We start from the raw sequence: 16,294 nt of genomic DNA on the forward strand, positions 1-16,294 counted from the left end.
CCTCCCGTCAGTTCAGCTTCAGCGTCGGCTCGGCATCGGCGGTCACTGATCGTAGCTGACGACGATCCGGTCGCTGAGCGGATAGGATTGGCAGGTCAGCACATAGCCCTGCTCCACCTCGTAGTCCTCGAGCGCATTGTTGCTCTCCATCTCCACCTCGCCTTCCAGCACCTTGGCGCGGCACGAGGAGCAGACCCCCGCCTTGCAGGCGAATGGCGCGTCCATCCTGTTTTCGAGCGCCGCTTCGAGGAGGCTCATCCCCTCTTTCGGAAATGTGAAGCTGCGCGTGGCGCCGTCGAGTGTGACGGTCGCCTCGCAGCGCGCCCGGCTGTCGGCGCCGGCGGCGGTTTCGACCTTGCGCCGGGCGCGGCCGGGCTGGGAGGCGGCGAACAGCTCGAACTTGATCCGGTCGTCGCCAAGGCCATGCGCGCGAAGTGCTGCGGCAACGCCAAGCATCATCGGTTCCGGCCCGCAGATGAAGGCGGTATCGGCCGACGTTACGTCGATCCAGCTCCGGAAGAGGGCAGTGCATTTTTCCCGATCGAGCCGCCCGCTGAACAGGTCGATCTCCTGGGCTTCGCTCTCGAGGACGTGCAGAACGGAAAGCCGCCCCAGATAGAGATTCTTGAGGTCGTCCAGTTCCTCGCGGAACATGATCGAGCTGAAGTGGCGGTTGGCGTAGACAAGCGTGAACGCGGACCGCGGCTCGCGCGCGAGCACCGTCTTTATGAGCGAGAGCACCGGCGTGATGCCGCTGCCGCCTGCAAAGCCGAGATAGTGTTTGGCGGCCTCCGGCTCGATAGGCGTAAAGAAGGCGCCCATCGGCGGCATGGCTTCCAGCGTGTCTCCGGGCTCGAGCTCCTCATTTGCCCAGCTGGAGAAGCAGCCGTCATCGACGCGCTTGATGCCGACCTTCAGGGCGCCTTCGTCAAGACCGGCGCAGATCGAATACGAACGGCGCAGCTCCTCGCCGCCGAAGAGGCGGCGGAACGTCAGATATTGCCCTTGCGTGAAATCGAAGGCGGCGCGGTCCTCCTCGCGCGGCTCGAGCGTCACCACCACGGCATCGCGCGTATCGCGCCGGACTTCGGTGATCTGAAGAGGATAAAAACGTGCCATTTGAGCGTTCTTCCCGCCTCGCATTACGTCAGATGCATTTGAAATAATCGAAGGGCTCCAGACAGTCCCGGCAGCGATAGCTCGCTTTGCAGGGCGTCGATCCGAACTGGCTGACCTTATCGGTCCGGGCGGAGCCACAGCGCGGACAGGAGACCGTCAGCGCCGCACCGCCCGAGAGGCCTTCGATCCGTTTCAACAGCCTGCCCTCCGCCCCGCTGCCGTCGACGGGGGCCGCAATGCCATAGCTTTCAAGCTTTTCGCGGCCCTCGGCGCTAATCCAGTCGGTGGTCCAGGCGGGCGAGAGCTGGCGTTCGAGCCTGACACTCTCGATGCCGTTCTCCTTGAGCCGCCGCTCGATATCGAGGTTGATGACCGCCGTGGCGGGACAGCCCGAATAGGTCGGCGTCACCGTCACCACCAGCGTTTCGCCATCCCAGTCGACGTTGCGGACGATGCCGAGGTCGGTCACGGAGATGACCGGAATTTCCGGATCCGGCACTTGCGAGAGCCAATGCCATACATCCGCGATCGAGGGGCGTATCGCCGTTGCCATATGAGCCTCCTACCAGCTGGCGCCGGGATAGGCGCGCTGCAGGAACTGCATCTCGGCGAGCACATAGCCGAGATGCTCCGTATGGAGGCCGCGCTTGCCGCCCTTGTGCATATAGCGGTCCTCCGGTTTTTCGAGCGTCGCCGCGCGAAGTGTCTCAGCGGCCAGCGCATGCCATTCGGCCTTCAAGCTCTCCGGCTCCGGCGCGACGCCGGCAGCCGCAAGGACGAGGTCGTGCGCCTCGCTCACGAACATCTCGCCGGTATAGGGCCAGATATCGACCAGCGCCTCCTGCATACGGGCGTGGCTTTCCGCCGTTCCGTCACCGAGGCGGATCACGAGATCGCGGCTCCGTTCGAGATGGTAGGCCACCTCCTTCGACGCCTTCTCGGCGATCGCGGCGATGCGCGGCTCGCAGGAGCTGCGAAGGCCTTTCAGCGCGAGATAGTGCCATGCATCGAACAGAAACTGACGCATCAGCGTCCCGCCGTAATCGCCGTTCGGCCGCTCGGTGAGCAGCAGGTTGCGGAAGTCGCGCGCGTCGCGGAGATAGGCAAGATCGTCCGCGCTGCGGCCCTTTCCTTCGACCTCGCCTGCAAAGCCGAGCCAGAGCTGCGTCTGGCCGATGAGGTCGAGTGCCGTGTTGGCGAGCGCGATGTCCTCTTCGAGAGCCGGGGCGTGGCCGCACCATTCCGAAAGACGATGGCCGAGGATCAACGCATTGTCGCCCATGCCGAGCAGGAAATCGAAAAGAGCGGCCCTGTCGACGACCGCCTGCATCGCGGTTGCCTGAACCATCACATGTGCCCCGCCTCATCCGGAATGTCGAAGAAAGTCGGGTGCCGGTAGACCTTCGCATTCGCAGGCTCGAACAACGGGCCTTTTTCCGAGGGCGCGCTTGCCGCTATGTCGCTCGAACGCACCACCCAGATGCTGACGCCCTCGTTGCGGCGGGTATAGACGTCGCGGGCGTTATTGATCGCCATTTCGGCATCCGGTGCGTGCAGGCTGCCGACATGGCGATGGTTCAGGCCGTGCTGGCCGCGGATGAAGACTTCCCAGAGGGGCCATTCGCTGGACATAACGTCTCGCTCCCGATGTTCATTCGGCGGCGACCGGCTGCGCGCGAAGTGCGGCCTTTTCGGCATGCGCCGTCAGGCCGTCCCGGAACCAGGCGCCGTCCTCCCAGGCCTTCCTGCGCGCGCCGAGACGCTCGGCATTACAAGGGCCATTGCCGGCGATCACCTCGAAAAATTCGTTCCAGTCCGGCTCGCCGAAATCGTAGCCACCTTTTTCCTCGTTCCACTTCAGATCCGGATCGGGGACGGTCAGCCCGAGATATTCGGCCTGTGGAACCGTCTGGTTGACGAATTTCTGTCTGAGTTCGTCGTTGGAGTTCTGCTTGATCTTCCACGCCATCGACTGGGCCGAGTGGACCGAGGCGTCGTCCGACGGGCCGAACATCATCAGCGACGGCCACCACCAGCGGTTCAGTGCGTCCTGCACCATGGCCCTCTGGTCAGGCGTGCCCTTCATCATCTTGATCAGGATGTCGTAGCCCTGCCGCTGATGGAAGCTCTCCTCCTTGCAGATGCGGATCATCGCGCGCGAATAGGGGCCGTAGGAGCAGCGCTGCAGCGGCACCTGGTTCATGATCGCCGCGCCGTCGACCAGCCAGCCGATGGCGCCGATATCCGCCCAGCTGAGCGTCGGATAATTGAAGATCGACGAATACTTGGCCTTGCCGGTATGGAGCTGCTCGTAAAGCGCGTCGCGGCTCACCCCCAGCGTCTCGGCGGCGCAGTAGAGATAGAGACCATGCCCCGCCTCGTCCTGAACCTTGGCGAGCAGGATCGCCTTGCGCTCCAGCGTCGGGGCGCGGGTGATCCAGTTGCCTTCGGGAAGCTGGCCGACGATCTCGGAATGGGCGTGCTGGCTGATCTGGCGGATGAGCGTCTTGCGGTAGCCTTCGGGCATCCATTCCTTCGGCTCGATCTTCTGACCCGCGTCGATCCGCTCCTGGAAAGCGCGCTCTTGCGGGTCCATTTCGTCGGGGCTTTTGACCCGAGGGGCATCCGTCTTCACCATTTGAGCATACATGCTGCTCTCTCCTCCGCCGGAGGCGTTCGGGAGTGATGTCGATGCAGTTCCTTTTGACCGATCCGAATTTAGCGCAGGACATGTCACACTTCAACGTCATTTACACATTTTTCTGTGACATTTAGCGAGTGAGATCGGGCGGGTATTATTATCCATCTTCGTACTCGTGACAGGAATGAGGAACGAAGGAGCGCGGCAGGTTAAACGGGGTTGCCGGATTTCCCAGGCGCAGCTTCACCGCACAGCATTCGAAGCCGATGCTCCGTCGCCCCGGTCGCCTTCGGCAGCGGACCCGTAAGCGTGACGCAGTTCCGCGCGACATGCAGGTCCGCCTGGGGAGACAGGCTGCGGTACAGGCGGGCAAACAGGCGGCGGGCTTCGTCGCCTGGCCAATCAGCGGGCAGAATCTCGGCCGGCAGGCGCGGCTCGCGGAGCGTAACGAAGCGGAACTGGTGTACCATGAGGAGGCGTGCAGAAAGGCACTCGGCGGGAGCAATCGCCCTAGCGGTATCCGGAAGAACGGCGAGCTTGCCGAAGCAGGCGAGAAACCGCCGGTACGCCTGCGCGTGAGGTCCGAGGTCCCAACAGCCCGAGGCAAAGGCCTTCAACTCGCTCGCACCCTGGGCAGGCTCCGCGCGGAAGACCACTGCGGGCATGATCGCGCTCGGGAACGGCCGCACGCCGACCGCGAGCCGGGGGCCCAGCCGCGCATGGCCGGAGCGCTCGAGCATCTGCATCCGCTCCTCGGCCGACGAACCCATCAGCTGCACGAAGTGCCAGCTCGCTTCCTCCGGCGGTCCGAAGATCACCCGCGCCGCCGCGGCGAATTCCGCGCGTGCGGCATCCGTCAGCCGATAGAAGCTGCGCCGTCCCTCCCGCTCTCCGGCGAGCTGGCCGGCGGCGACGAGACGGGACACGGCGGTTCTCACAAGCGTCTCGCTGATACCGACGCCCGCGCAGATCTCGATCAGGTTGCCGATCCAGATCGCGCCGCCGCGCGGCTCCACCACGTCGCCGTAGATGGTGACGATAAAGCTTGCGGCCCTGAGCGGCGTTTCATCCAAAATTGGCCGGATGATCCTCGAGCCCTGCTCTGCCGAATTTTCGCCATTCGCCTGCATCCGATCACCTTTGGAGATCTGCCGCACGGTTCCTCATCGTCTCCGATTAGAGCACCTCCAGGAAAACTGTGCAGGGGTTTTCCGTCGTGAAGTGCTTAACTTCAAAGACTTAGAGCGTTTCAGTGTCTCTTTGAAACACTGAAACGCTCTAAAGGAAACGGGCAGCAGATAAAAGCGCGACAGCGCCGCGCGTCCGATGAGACGCGCGGCGCTGTGACGAATGCGGCGAAGCCGCTCGTGCCGTCTATTTCGCCGGCGTCAACTTAACACTGGCAATTCCAACAGCGACGTTCAGTCCGGTCTGACCCTCGATCTTCAGCGGCTGCAGCGCGATCTCCTTTTTCGCGCCGACCAGGGATTTCGCCCCCAGGCCCAATCCTGCTGCGAATTCGGCGGAAAGGCCGGAATAGTTGCCGGCAAGAGCACCCTTGAGCTTGGTTTTTGGCTTCGCGTAAACTGCCCAAACCAGCTGGCTTTCCGCCGTTATGCCGATATCAAGGCCCAGCTTGTCGATCGTACCCGTATATTTTTGTGGTGCCTTCAAACCGTCCGCTTCGAAAACGCACTCCAGCGCCTTCGACGAACCCAGCACCAGACCGATGCCTGCTGCGACGTCGCACGAGAGCGTTCCACGCTTCACGAACTCGGCCTGAGCCTGCTCCTTGGTCTCCTCGGCCATCGCGCCGGGCACTGCGATGGCGCTGAAAGCGAGGCCGCCAACTGTCGCGCGGATCAGGACGTTACGGAATCGTTCAATCATTAAAGCTTCCTTACTGTGGGTTACGGCCTTTGAGTCAGGCATTGTCGAAAGCAGGCTTGAAGCCGCCAAGACCAGTTTCGGAAAGCGCTGCCTTTCGCAAAACATGACTGTTGCCTGCTTGCGCTCCGTATAGCCGCTGTCCCACATCTCCCAGACCACGTCTATTGGACTACAGGCTTGCGCCCGGTCTTAGGTCTTCACCCTGAAACCCAGCATCTCGAGTGCGGCGGTTGCGCCCATCCGCATAACAATTCGGCCCCGGAACCGAGCGGTTCCGGGGCCGTTTTGGTCGCCTGACCGGGAGAAGAAATCAGGCGGCCGCTACCTTCTTCGTCACACGGGCCCATTCGGGGATCCAGTCGCGGTGCGCCGCGAGCAGATCGTCCACGAGCGACCAGATCTGGTCGAGATCGAGCTCGGCGGCGGTATGCGGATCCATCATCGCCGCGTGATAGAGATGCTCGCGGTTCTCGGTGACGAGCGCCTGGACAGTCAATTCCTGGACGTTGATGTTGGTGCGGATCAGGGCCGTGAGCTGCGGCGGCAGGGCGCCGATATAGGTCGGTTGGATGCCGGATGAATCGACGAGGCAGGGCACTTCCGCCGCACAGTTTTCCGGCAGCGAGGTGATGCAGCCATTGTTCCTGAGGTTGCCGTAGATGACCGAAGGTTCGCCGGTCCAGACCGAATTCATGATCGAGGAGGCATATTCGCGGCTCTCCGCGACTTCGATCGTCTCCGCCTCCTTGAAGGCGGCCGCCTGCCCCTTCCAGCGCTCGATCTGCTCGACGCAGCGCTTCGGATATTCATCGAGCGGAATGCCGAATTTCTCGATCAGATCGGGGCGCCCGTCCTTGATGAAGTAGGGCGTGTACTCGGCGAAATGCTCCGAGCTCTCGGTGACGAAATAACCGAGCCGCGTCAGCATCTCGTAGCGCACCTTGTTGGGGCAGCGCGGGTTCCAGTGGCTGGGCTTGGGGAAGCGGCCCTCGCGGTAGCCGCGGATCAGGTCCGGATAGAGATCGCGATAGCTGCCGTCCTTCTGGCGGTGCTCGAACTTGAGATAAAACGCCATGTGGTTGATGCCGGCGGCGCGGTAGCGGATTTCGTCGAGTGGAATGTCGAGGTCCCGGGCAAGCTCGAAGGCCGTGCCCTGCACCGAATGGCAGAGGCCCACCTGCTTGATCGCCGGATATTTCTCGGCGATCGCCCAGGTGTTTATCGCCATGGGATTCACATATTGCAGAAGGATCGCCTCGGGGCAGACCTCGAGCATGTCCTCGCAGATTTTCCAGAGATGCGGCACGGTGCGGAGCCCGCGCATGATGCCGCCGACGCCCAGCGTGTCGGCGATCGTCTGACGCAGCCCGTATTTCTTAGGCACTTCGAAGTCGGTGACCGTGCAGGGCTCGTAACCGCCGATCTGGAAGGCGACGACGACGAAGTCCGCTCCTTCCAGAGCCTTGCGCTGGTTCGAATGGGTTTCGATCCTGGCATCGGCGCCAAGTGTGCGCGCCAGTTTGCCGGCGACGATCTCGCTTTCGGCGAGCCGCTCGGGGTTGACGTCCATCAGGGCGATGGTCGCGGCCGAAAGCGCCGGGCGCTGCAATATGTCGCCGATGATGTTTTTCATGAAAACGGTGGAACCGGCACCGATGAAAGTAATCCTGGGTTGTCTCGTCATGGGATAGCCTCTGTTTGAACTCACGCGGCCACTTCGAAGGCGGCCTTTACCAGCCGCTCCGTGTAGGCAGTCTTGGGATTGTTGAGGATTTCGCTCACCGGCCCCTCTTCGACGATCTTGCCGTCCTGCATGACGACCACGCGGTGGCAGAGCGCGCGCACGACTTTCAGGTCGTGGGAGATGAAGAGATAGCTCAGGCCGCGCTCGTCCTGCAGCCGGCGCAGGAGTTCGATGATCTGCGCCTGCACCGAGAGGTCGAGCGCCGAGGTCGGCTCGTCGAGCAGGATGAATTCCGGTTCCAGCGCGACGGCGCGGGCGATCGCGATGCGCTGGCGCTGGCCACCGGAAAATTCGTGCGGGAAGCGCGAAAGGATGTTCGACGGCATGCCGGCGCTGACAAGCGCGTCCTCGACCCGTTTCAGCCTGTCCTTTCGGTTTTCGCCGATGCCGTTGACGATCAGACCCTCCTCTATGATCTGGCCGACCGACATTCGCGGGTTGAGCGAGGAGAAGGGATCCTGAAAGACGATCTGGATCTTCGAACGAAGCGGCCGCATGCCCTTGCGGTCCTTGTCGTGGATCGGCTCGCCTTCGAAATAGATCTCGCCGCCATCGGTGTTGAGAAGCCGGATCAGCGCCTGGCCGAAAGTGGTCTTGCCGGAACCGGACTCGCCGACGAGCCCGAGGGTCTCGTGCCGGCGAAGATTGAGGCTGAGCCCGTCGACCGCGACGAGCTCCTTAAATTCCGGCCTGAAGAACCCGCCTTTCTTCAAGGTAAAGGAGACACGGACATTGCGGCCGTCGAGCAGGATTGGCGCGTCGTCCGGCAGCGGATTGGCCGAACCGGAGGGTTCGGAGGAAAGCAGCCGCCGCGTATAGGCGTGCTGCGGATCGGCAAAGAGCGCCTCGGTCGTGTTGTGTTCCTTCACTTCGCCGAGCTGCATGACATAGACGTAATCGGAGAATTGGCGGACCACCGTCAGGTCATGCGTGATCAGGATCACCGCCATGCCGAGCTCCTGCTGCAGCTTGCGGATGAGGTTGAGAATCTGCGCCTGCACCGTCACGTCGAGCGCCGTCGTCGGCTCGTCGGCAATCAGCACGTCCGGATCGTTGGCAAGAGCCATGGCGATCATCACGCGCTGACGCTGGCCGCCGGAAAGCTGATGCGGATACTGGTTGAGCCGTGCTTCCGGGTCGGGGATCTGGACATGACGCAAGAGCTCCAGCGCCCGCTCGGCGGCGGCGCGCCGGCTGACGCGGCGATGCGCCCGGATCGCCTCGATGATCTGGCTGCCGATCGTGTAGACCGGGTTCAGCGAGCTCATCGGCTCCTGGAAGATCATCGAGATGCGGTCGCCGCGCAGCGCCCGGCGCTCTCTCTTCGAGAATTTCAACACGTCCCTGCCGTCATATTCGATGCGCGCCTGCGGCGCGATCGTAGCGCGCTTCGACAAAAGCCCCATGACGGTGCGCGCGGTCACCGACTTGCCGGAGCCGGATTCGCCGACGATCGCCACCGTCTCGCCGCGGTAAAGCTGGAAGGAAACATCCTTCACCGCCTGGACCGTGCCGTTCTCGACCTTGAAGGATACCGCCACCTTTCGGGCATCGATCACCGGCCTCTCATCTTTCATATCGCGGTCGCGCCGTTCCTCTGGTGCCGGGACAATGCTTTCGATCGTTACCATCGGCATGCTCCTCAATAGGGGTCGATTGCGTCGCGCAGGCCGTCGCCCAGCGCATTGAAGGCGAAAACGGTGACGAGCACGAAGGCGACCGGCGAGAGAATCCAGGGATAGGAACCAATCGCGGAATAATTCGCCGTGTCCTGCAGCATCAGCCCCCAGGAGATCAGCGGCGGCTTGACCGCAAAGCCGAGGAAACCAAGGAAGGACTCGAGCAGCACCACATGCGGGATGGCGAGCGTCACCGCGACGATGACGTGGCTCATCACATTCGGGAAGATGTGCTGGAATATGATGCGCCGGTCCGTGGCGCCGATGGCGATCGCCGCCCGCACATATTCGATCCGCGCAAGCGCCAGGGTCTTGCCGCGCACCTCGCGCGACATCTGCGCCCAGCCGAGCGCCGACATCACGATGATGACGAAGGCGAGGAAGACATTGGTCGGCGCGGTGACCGGGATCAGTGAGGCGAGCGCCAAATAGAGCGGCAATTGCGGGAAGGCGAGCACAAGTTCGACGAAACGCTGCACCCAGGCATCGAAGCGCCCGCCGAAATAGCCGGACACCATGCCGACGGTGGTCCCGACCACGGTGACGATGAAGACGACGGTGAGCGCGATCATCAGCGAGATGCGCGAGCCGTAGAGGATGCGGGACAGCACGTCGCGGCCGAACTTGTCGGTGCCGAGCAGATGCACCGGCGTACCGTCGACGGCACCGAACAGATGCCGCTCGGCCGGGATCAGCCCGAAGAGCCTGTAGGGTGCGCCCTTGACGAAGAAGCCGAGGACCTGCGGGTTGTCGTAATCCGGTCCGATGATCGGCTGGAAGGTAACGGGATCGAGCTCCTCCGTCTCCCGCACCGGATAGCTCCTCGGCGGAAAGACGAAATTCCCCTCCTTGTCCCGGAAGCTGATCGTCTGCGGCTGAGCGAAGGCTACGTCCGTCGCCTTCGGATCGACGGGCGACAGGAACTCGGCGAAGACCGCCATCAGGATCAGGAGGCAGACGAGGACAAGGCCGAGCAGGCCGGTCCAGGAACGCTTCAACCGGCGCCAGACGAGAGCGGAGTAGCTCTCGTGGTGGTGCTTTTCCTCGGGCTCGATCGCCACCGGAAGAGTGCTTTCGGCTTCGATGGTCATGCGTATACCCCCCCTCCCATGCGCACGCGCGGATCGAGCGCGGCGAGCATCATGTCGGCGATGATGTTGCCGACGATCAGCGTCGCGGAGAGGACCAGCATGAAGGTCGCCGTCACATAGACGTCGCCCACCCACATGGAGCCGACGATCGCCGGCCCGACGGTCGGCAGCGCGAAGATGATCGCCGTCTCGATCTCGCCGGTCAGCATGTAGGGAAGCACGACGCCCTGATACATGATGAGCGGGTGCAAAGCGTTCGGCACCGCATGGCGCATGACGACCGCGCCCTCGCTCAGGCCCTTGGCGCGTGCGGTTTCGACATATTGCGCGTTCAGCGTATCGAGGAGATTGCCCCGCATCACCCGCATATTGTAGGCGAGCCCGCCGAAGGTGGCGATCGCCACGACCGGCCAGACATGCTTGATGAGGTCGACGAACTTGTCCCAGGACCAGGGCGCCCCGCCGTAGCGGGCGGAATGGAAGCTGTTGATCTCGCTCACATTGAAATGGAAGACGAGGATATAGACGATGATCAGCGCCATGAGGAAGCGCGGCACCGTCATGCCGAGGAACGATACCGTCGAAAGCAGGCTGTCGATCCAGGAATATTGCCGCGTCGCCGCGATGATCCCGAAAGCGATGCCGATCACCGACGCCAGAATGTGGCATACGAGCGCCAACGCCAGCGTTCGCGGCAGGCGCTCGCCGACCACGTCGGCTACCGGCTTGTTGTAGTAGAGGCTGTGGCCGAAATCGCCGCGCGTCACGATGCCCGTTATCCAGTTGACGTACTGGATCGGCAGCGGCTTATCGAGGCCATGCTCCTTGCGATAGGCCTGTGCCTGGGCATCCGCCTCCTCGAAAGAGGCGCCGCCCTGATTGATGAGCTGCGAGCGGATGTAGTCGCTGTAATCTCCCGGCGGTGCCTGGATGATGCCGAAGGTCACCACGCTCAGGACGAGCAGCACCGGAATGGCAGAGGCTATTCGGACAAGCAGAAATCTGAACATGCCGTTTCCTTCTGTCTCGAGTTCCGCGAGAGCCATGCCTGCATCGGCTCGCGGCGGCGTGAAGGGCTTGCACCCTCGCCGGCTCCTTTCCTCGGAGCCGGCGGAGGCGGTTCAGCTTCAGTTGATCGGGCCGCTTTCGCCGGGCTTGCCGGGAAGCTGCTCGGGATAGAGTTCGTAGTCGCCCTGCTTGTCGGCGGCAACGAAGACCCGTTCGCGGATGATCGTGTCTTCCGCCCAGTTGAACATGAAGATCGGCGCGCCAGGAGGAATGTTCGAGAAGCGCTTGTTGATGATCAGCGCGCCCGGATACTCCGTCAGGCCGACGGTATCGACATTGGTGGTGGCCACCTTCTGGTACTGCTTCATCAGCTCCGTTCGCTCGTCATTGTCGTTGCTGGCGATGAACTTGTTGACGATGTCGACGAGCTCCTGCTCGTGGGGCATGACATCGACTTCACCGCCTTCCGGAGCGCGGTGATGCCAGCTGGTGCGCGGGCCGGTCGGGGCGAGCTGAGGCGTATTCTGCACCACGGATGCAAATTCCGCCGTGTTGCGATGAATCATCCAGTCGAAGCGGCCGGCATAATTGGCGGCGTCGCGCTGCTTGCCGTCGAGCGCATTGAGGACGACCCGGAGCCCGAGCTTCTCCATCTGCCCAACCATGCCTTCGGCAAGATTACGGTCGGTGCTGTAGTCGGAATTGACGAGCAGCACGATTTCGACGTCGCGGCCGCCAAGCTTGCCGGCCGGGAAATTGACGAAGCCGTTGCCGTCCGTGTCTTTGAGCCCCACCTTTTCGAGAAGCACCTTGGCGCCTTCGAGATCGTGGGGGTAGTAGATGGTGGAGTTCCGGTCGTAGAAGCTCGTGCCGGAGGAAAGCCCGCCCGGATAGATCGCCGTGAAGGGGCCCTTCACCAGAGCCTCCCCAAGCTTCTTGCGGTCGACCGCCATGGTGACGGCCTTACGGAAGTCCAGATTGCGGTTGAGCTCCCGCACCGCCTTCGCGCGTTCGTCCGGGTCTCCCCAGCCATTGCCGGAGAAGTTCATGTGCATGTTGTAGCCGATGACGCGCGGGCCGAAGGCGAGCCGCGCCGGGGCGCTCTCATTGGCGGCGCGCTTCAGCGACTCCACGAAGTTTTCCGGCTGTTCGAGGTTCGAGATATCGCCCGAACCCGCGATCGCCTGCACGTCGCGGTCGGCCCAGGTCGAGAGCTTGTAGTGGAGCTCGTTGAGGTAGGGCAACTGATTGCCGGCCTCGTCGACCTTCCAGTAATAAGGATTGCGGCGCAGCACGATGATGTCGTCAGGACGATAGGCGACCGGCACCCATGCACCCATCACCGGAAGGTTCATATATTCGGCGGGGAAGCCGTTCTTGTATTCGTTATAGGTCGTGCCGGCATATTTCGGATGCTTGGTCTTGAGGATATGCGACGGGCCGGGGCAGAAGGTACCGTAGGCCATTGCGAAAAGATGCTGGCGCGGGAAGGCCTCCTTGAAGGTCCATTCGACCGTATACTGGTCGATCTTCTTGAGCGTCGTGCCCTCGCCGAAGGTTTCGGGCGTCGCGCCGTTCAACGGCGAAACGCTCGAGTCGAGGACATTGTCCTCCCAGTAGAACATGACGTCATCGGCGTCGAAGGGATCGCCGTCCGACCATTTCGCGCCCTCGATCAGATGCATGGTCAGCTTGCGGCCGTCCTCCGACCAGTCCCAGCTTTTCGCCAGATTCGGCAGCGGCTCCATATCGTCGGCCTCGACCTGGAAGAGCGGCGCGGTGCGCGTCAGGCACTCGAACATGCCGATGTCGATGCCGCCCCATCCTTGAGTCTGGCCGGCGCTGTAGTTCCAGCCTTCCGGCCGGCCACCGATGACGTGGCGCATGACATCGCCATAGACGCCCATGCCGTCCGGCATGTTGCCGGCCTTGAAAACCATCGGCTCCTTCGGAAGCCGCTCGGCCACCGGCGGCAGCTTGCCGGCCTTGACGAATTTCTCCGTGACCCATTCGGGCTCCCTGTATTCGGGCAGCGCCTTGAACTCGAGAATGGAATCGCGCGACACATAGGTGATTTTGCCCTGTGCCGGAAAGGGCGGCTGCTCGGGCACCACGGTCGGCTCGGATGCGAAGGCCTGCACGGCAAAGGCAGATATGCCGATCAGCAGGCTCGCGGTCATATTCAGTCGATGCGTTTTCATTGTCCCAGGTTCTCCCTCCTGTCTTCGCCGAGCCGGGGCGGCCGGCGCTCCTCTTCCTTCGTGGCACCCGCATCTCCTCACGCAGGTGACCTCGCGCGTCATCTCGATTGCGGGCGATTTGCCCTGCTATCCGCCCCGACCGGGGATTGCCCCTCATCCGGCCTGCCGGTCTCCTTCTCCCCGCCAGCGGGGAGAAGGAGACTCGCAGCGCCCGCCTAAGTCCCCTCTCCCCGCCTGCGGGGAGAGGGTTAGGGTGAGGGGCAATTCCGGGCAGAGGTAGCCACTCTTCTACCCCGCAGCGCGCAGCTTCGCCGCTTCCTTCTCCGCGCGGATCTCCTCGATCGAGCGCACCTCGCGACGCGCGGCGCCCTTCCACTCCCGGGTGGCGACCGTGGCGCGGGCGAGCCTTTCCTTGGCCGCGTCGATTGCATGGGCATATTGCGGCAGCCATTTGGCCTGCGCGACCACCATTTCGTCGACCATCTGCCAGACTTCCTCCGGCGTGCAGATGGCGCCGACCAGCGGGTCGTGCAGCACGGCGAGCTTCAGGAGATCGATGTCGCCGGTGATCGCCGCATGAACGGACATGCGTTGGACGTTGACCGACGAGATGCAGGTGGCCGCACAGGCCTCCGGCAACGTGATGCCTGCCACCATGTTGATGCCGAACCGATCGACGAAGCCAGGGGATTCGATGATCGCATCTGCCGGCAGGTTGGTGATCACGCCGTTGTTCTTGACGTTGAAGTGGCCGCGATAGACCCGACCCGTCTCGAGCGCTTCGAGGATGCGGCTCGCATGTTCGTTCGAGCGCCTGATCGTTTCCAGCGGCCGGCCCGCCTCTTCGAGGAAGCGCGGATATTCGGTCTCGAACCAGTTGCGGGTCTCGGTCGAATAGCGGAGATACCCGCCGGTCTCCCCGTGGATCCAGTCCGACATGTCGATCCATCTGGAGATCTCGTCCGGACGCTTGCGGTACCAGGGCAGGTATTCGGACAGATGTCCGTTGCTTTCGGTCGAATAGACGCCGAAGCGCTTCAATACGTCGATCCGGAGCTTCTCCTGCTTGGAAAAGACGGGATGTGCCTCGAAGGCGGCGACGAGTTCGTCCTTGCCGACCTTGCGGCCGTTGAGACGGACATCGACGAACCATGTCTGGTGGTTGATGCCGGAGCAGATGTAGTCGAGCTCCCCGTCCCTGGCGCCGAGAATCTCGGCGATCTGCTCGGCCCCGTGCTGGACGCCGTGGCAGAGACCGACCGTGTCGACCTTGCCGTATTCGATCGCCGCCCAGGTGTTCATCGCCATCGGGTTGGCATAGTTGAGGAACTTGGCGCCGGGCTCAGCCACCTCGCGGATGTCCTTGCAGAAATCCAGGATCACCGGAATGTTGCGCTGGCCGTAGAGGATGCCGCCGGCGCAGATCGTGTCGCCGACGCATTGGTCGACGCCGTACTTCAATGGAATGCGAATATCGTCGGCATAGGCCTCGAGGCCGCCGACGCGCACGCAGCTGATGATGTAGCGCGCACCTTCCAGCGCCTTGCGGCGGTCGGTCGTCGCCGTCACCCGCGTGGGCAGTTCGTTCGCCTCGACGATCCGGTCGAGGATAGACTTGATCATGGCGAGGTTGTGCTCGCTCAGATCCGTCAACGCGAACTCGACGTCCCGGAGCTCCGGCACGGAAAGAATGTCGGTGAAGAGCTTCTTGGTGAAGCCGATGCTGCCGGCGCCGATGATGGCGATCTTGAAGCTGGCCATGGCCGTGCTATTCCTCCTCAGACTGCGACCTACGCGCTAAAAGGGTAAAATCAGTTCATTGGCCTGACCGGGATCGGCAATGCGGCATCCTCCTCGCCAACCCCTCGTCAAACGCCGCGATAACCGTATGTCTTGCGCGATCTGGGGGCATTATGTGTATAATCGGGTGCGCGACTAGAGAGGTATTGTGCTTTCATGGGTAATTCTGTGCTGCAGCAACTGATCGATCGGGGACCGGCGATGCGGACGGTCTCACTGCCGCGGGGACGCCAGAGCCTGCACACGATGCCGACAAGTACCGGCTACGAGATCAGGACCGATGCAAGCTACGATTGGGACGGCCGCAAGCGCGGTCAGACGCCCTTCACCGTCCTGCAGCACACGATCGGCGGCGCCGGCAACCTGCGATATGAAAACCGCACCCACCGCGTGCGTCCGGGCGAGACGCTGCTCCTGCTCGTCCCCCACAATCACCGCTATTGGCTGGAGGAAGGCGGGCGCTGGGAATTCTTCTGGATCTCCATGAACGGCGAGGAAGCGCTGAGGATCCACCGCGCCATTCTCGCCGTCACCGGTCCCATCATAAGGTTGCAGCCGGATACCGTGGAACATCTTGCCGACTGCAGCCTGCGCCTCATCGCCGGCGGCGAGACACCGGGCAGCGCCTCGGCGATCGCCTATGAGGCGGCGATGGCGCTCTATGACGATGTCTTCGGATCGCATCCGGTCCTTAGTGAAGAATACCGGAAGATGCAGCACGTGATCGATCACATCCTGGGCAATCTCGACAAGCCACTTCCGGTCGAGGAGCTCGCGCGCATTTCGGGCCTGAGCCGCGCCCATTTCTCCCGGGCCTTTGCCGCCAGCGAAGGCATGCCGCCGGCGGAATTCGTGCTGCAGAAGCGCCTGCAGAGGGCCGTAAAGCTGCTGACCAAGACCGCGGATCTGCCGGTCAAGGAAGTCGCCATCCTGTCCGGCTTCGAGGACCCCAACTATTTCGCCAAGGTATTCCGCCGCGTCTTCGGCGCGAGCCCGACCGAGTTCCGCACCACCGGCATGTATGCGAGCGTACCTGCCACGGGCCGCAATGCGAGGACCAACGAATCCGTGACCACGTTGGCTGCGGCTTGCGATTGAAAAAGCCGCGATAAAAATTTACT

General features: G+C 62.8%; 14 protein-coding genes. 1 reads left to right on the plus strand and 13 read right to left on the minus strand.

Features of this window, described 5'->3' with window-relative positions; translation table 11 throughout:
* Positions 1–42 precede the first annotated feature (42 nt).
* From paaE to melA (PZL22_RS03840), 13 genes are all read right to left on the minus strand, one after another.
* The gene (gene paaE, locus PZL22_RS03780; protein WP_003528000.1) at positions 43–1,119 is read right to left on the minus strand and encodes a 1,2-phenylacetyl-CoA epoxidase subunit PaaE; all 1,077 of its coding nucleotides are present in this window, start codon (positions 1,117–1,119) and stop codon (positions 43–45) included.
* Positions 1,120–1,147: 28 nt separating this feature from the next.
* Positions 1,148–1,672, minus strand: a complete 525-nt coding sequence (gene paaD, locus PZL22_RS03785) for a 1,2-phenylacetyl-CoA epoxidase subunit PaaD (RefSeq protein ID WP_014530066.1) — start codon at positions 1,670–1,672, stop codon at positions 1,148–1,150.
* A 9-nt stretch (positions 1,673–1,681) separates the two neighbouring features.
* The gene (gene paaC, locus PZL22_RS03790; protein WP_003527998.1) at positions 1,682–2,467 is read right to left on the minus strand and encodes a 1,2-phenylacetyl-CoA epoxidase subunit PaaC; all 786 of its coding nucleotides are present in this window, start codon (positions 2,465–2,467) and stop codon (positions 1,682–1,684) included.
* Positions 2,467–2,751: a 1,2-phenylacetyl-CoA epoxidase subunit PaaB gene (gene paaB, locus PZL22_RS03795; RefSeq protein WP_003527997.1), complete on the minus strand. Its 285-nt coding sequence runs from the start codon at positions 2,749–2,751 to the stop codon at positions 2,467–2,469. Before paaB ends, paaC begins: the two co-directional genes overlap by 1 nt.
* 19 nt (positions 2,752–2,770) lie before the next feature.
* Positions 2,771–3,769, minus strand: a complete 999-nt coding sequence (paaA, locus tag PZL22_RS03800) for a 1,2-phenylacetyl-CoA epoxidase subunit PaaA (protein WP_003527996.1) — start codon at positions 3,767–3,769, stop codon at positions 2,771–2,773.
* 200 nt (positions 3,770–3,969) lie between these two features.
* Entirely contained in the window at positions 3,970–4,890 is a 921-nt protein-coding gene (gene paaX / locus PZL22_RS03805) for a phenylacetic acid degradation operon negative regulatory protein PaaX (protein WP_003527995.1), read from the minus strand.
* A 244-nt stretch (positions 4,891–5,134) separates the two neighbouring features.
* A complete protein-coding gene (locus PZL22_RS03810) occupies positions 5,135–5,797 on the minus strand; it encodes a DUF992 domain-containing protein (protein WP_033048521.1) in 663 nt (220 codons plus the stop codon).
* A gap of 163 nt (positions 5,798–5,960) precedes the next feature.
* Positions 5,961–7,334, minus strand: coding sequence for an alpha-glucosidase/alpha-galactosidase (gene melA, locus PZL22_RS03815; RefSeq protein ID WP_003527993.1), 1,374 nt, complete (start codon positions 7,332–7,334; stop codon positions 5,961–5,963).
* Positions 7,335–7,354: 20 nt separating this feature from the next.
* Positions 7,355–9,025 carry an ABC transporter ATP-binding protein gene (locus tag PZL22_RS03820; RefSeq protein WP_003527992.1) on the minus strand — a complete coding sequence of 557 codons (1,671 nt, stop codon included), beginning with the start codon at positions 9,023–9,025 and terminating at the stop codon, positions 7,355–7,357.
* Between the two features lie 11 nt (positions 9,026–9,036).
* On the minus strand, positions 9,037–10,164 hold the full coding sequence (locus PZL22_RS03825; protein ID WP_003527991.1) for an ABC transporter permease: 1,128 nt from the start codon (positions 10,162–10,164) through the stop codon (positions 9,037–9,039).
* Positions 10,161–11,174 carry an ABC transporter permease gene (locus PZL22_RS03830; protein ID WP_003527990.1) on the minus strand — a complete coding sequence of 338 codons (1,014 nt, stop codon included), beginning with the start codon at positions 11,172–11,174 and terminating at the stop codon, positions 10,161–10,163. Before PZL22_RS03830 ends, PZL22_RS03825 begins: the two co-directional genes overlap by 4 nt.
* 117 nt (positions 11,175–11,291) lie before the next feature.
* On the minus strand, positions 11,292–13,373 hold the full coding sequence (locus tag PZL22_RS03835) for an ABC transporter substrate-binding protein (protein ID WP_013850255.1): 2,082 nt from the start codon (positions 13,371–13,373) through the stop codon (positions 11,292–11,294).
* A gap of 288 nt (positions 13,374–13,661) precedes the next feature.
* Positions 13,662–15,134: an alpha-glucosidase/alpha-galactosidase gene (gene melA, locus PZL22_RS03840; protein ID WP_003527988.1), complete on the minus strand. Its 1,473-nt coding sequence runs from the start codon at positions 15,132–15,134 to the stop codon at positions 13,662–13,664.
* A 195-nt stretch (positions 15,135–15,329) separates the two neighbouring features.
* On the opposite strand from melA (PZL22_RS03840), the gene PZL22_RS03845 reads away from it, so the two are divergent.
* Entirely contained in the window at positions 15,330–16,271 is a 942-nt protein-coding gene (locus PZL22_RS03845; RefSeq protein ID WP_003527986.1) for an AraC family transcriptional regulator, read from the plus strand.
* The last annotated feature ends 23 nt before the right edge of the window (positions 16,272–16,294 follow it).

Source organism: Ensifer meliloti (genome assembly GCF_030064585.1).
Classification (GTDB): domain Bacteria; phylum Pseudomonadota; class Alphaproteobacteria; order Rhizobiales; family Rhizobiaceae; genus Sinorhizobium; species Sinorhizobium meliloti.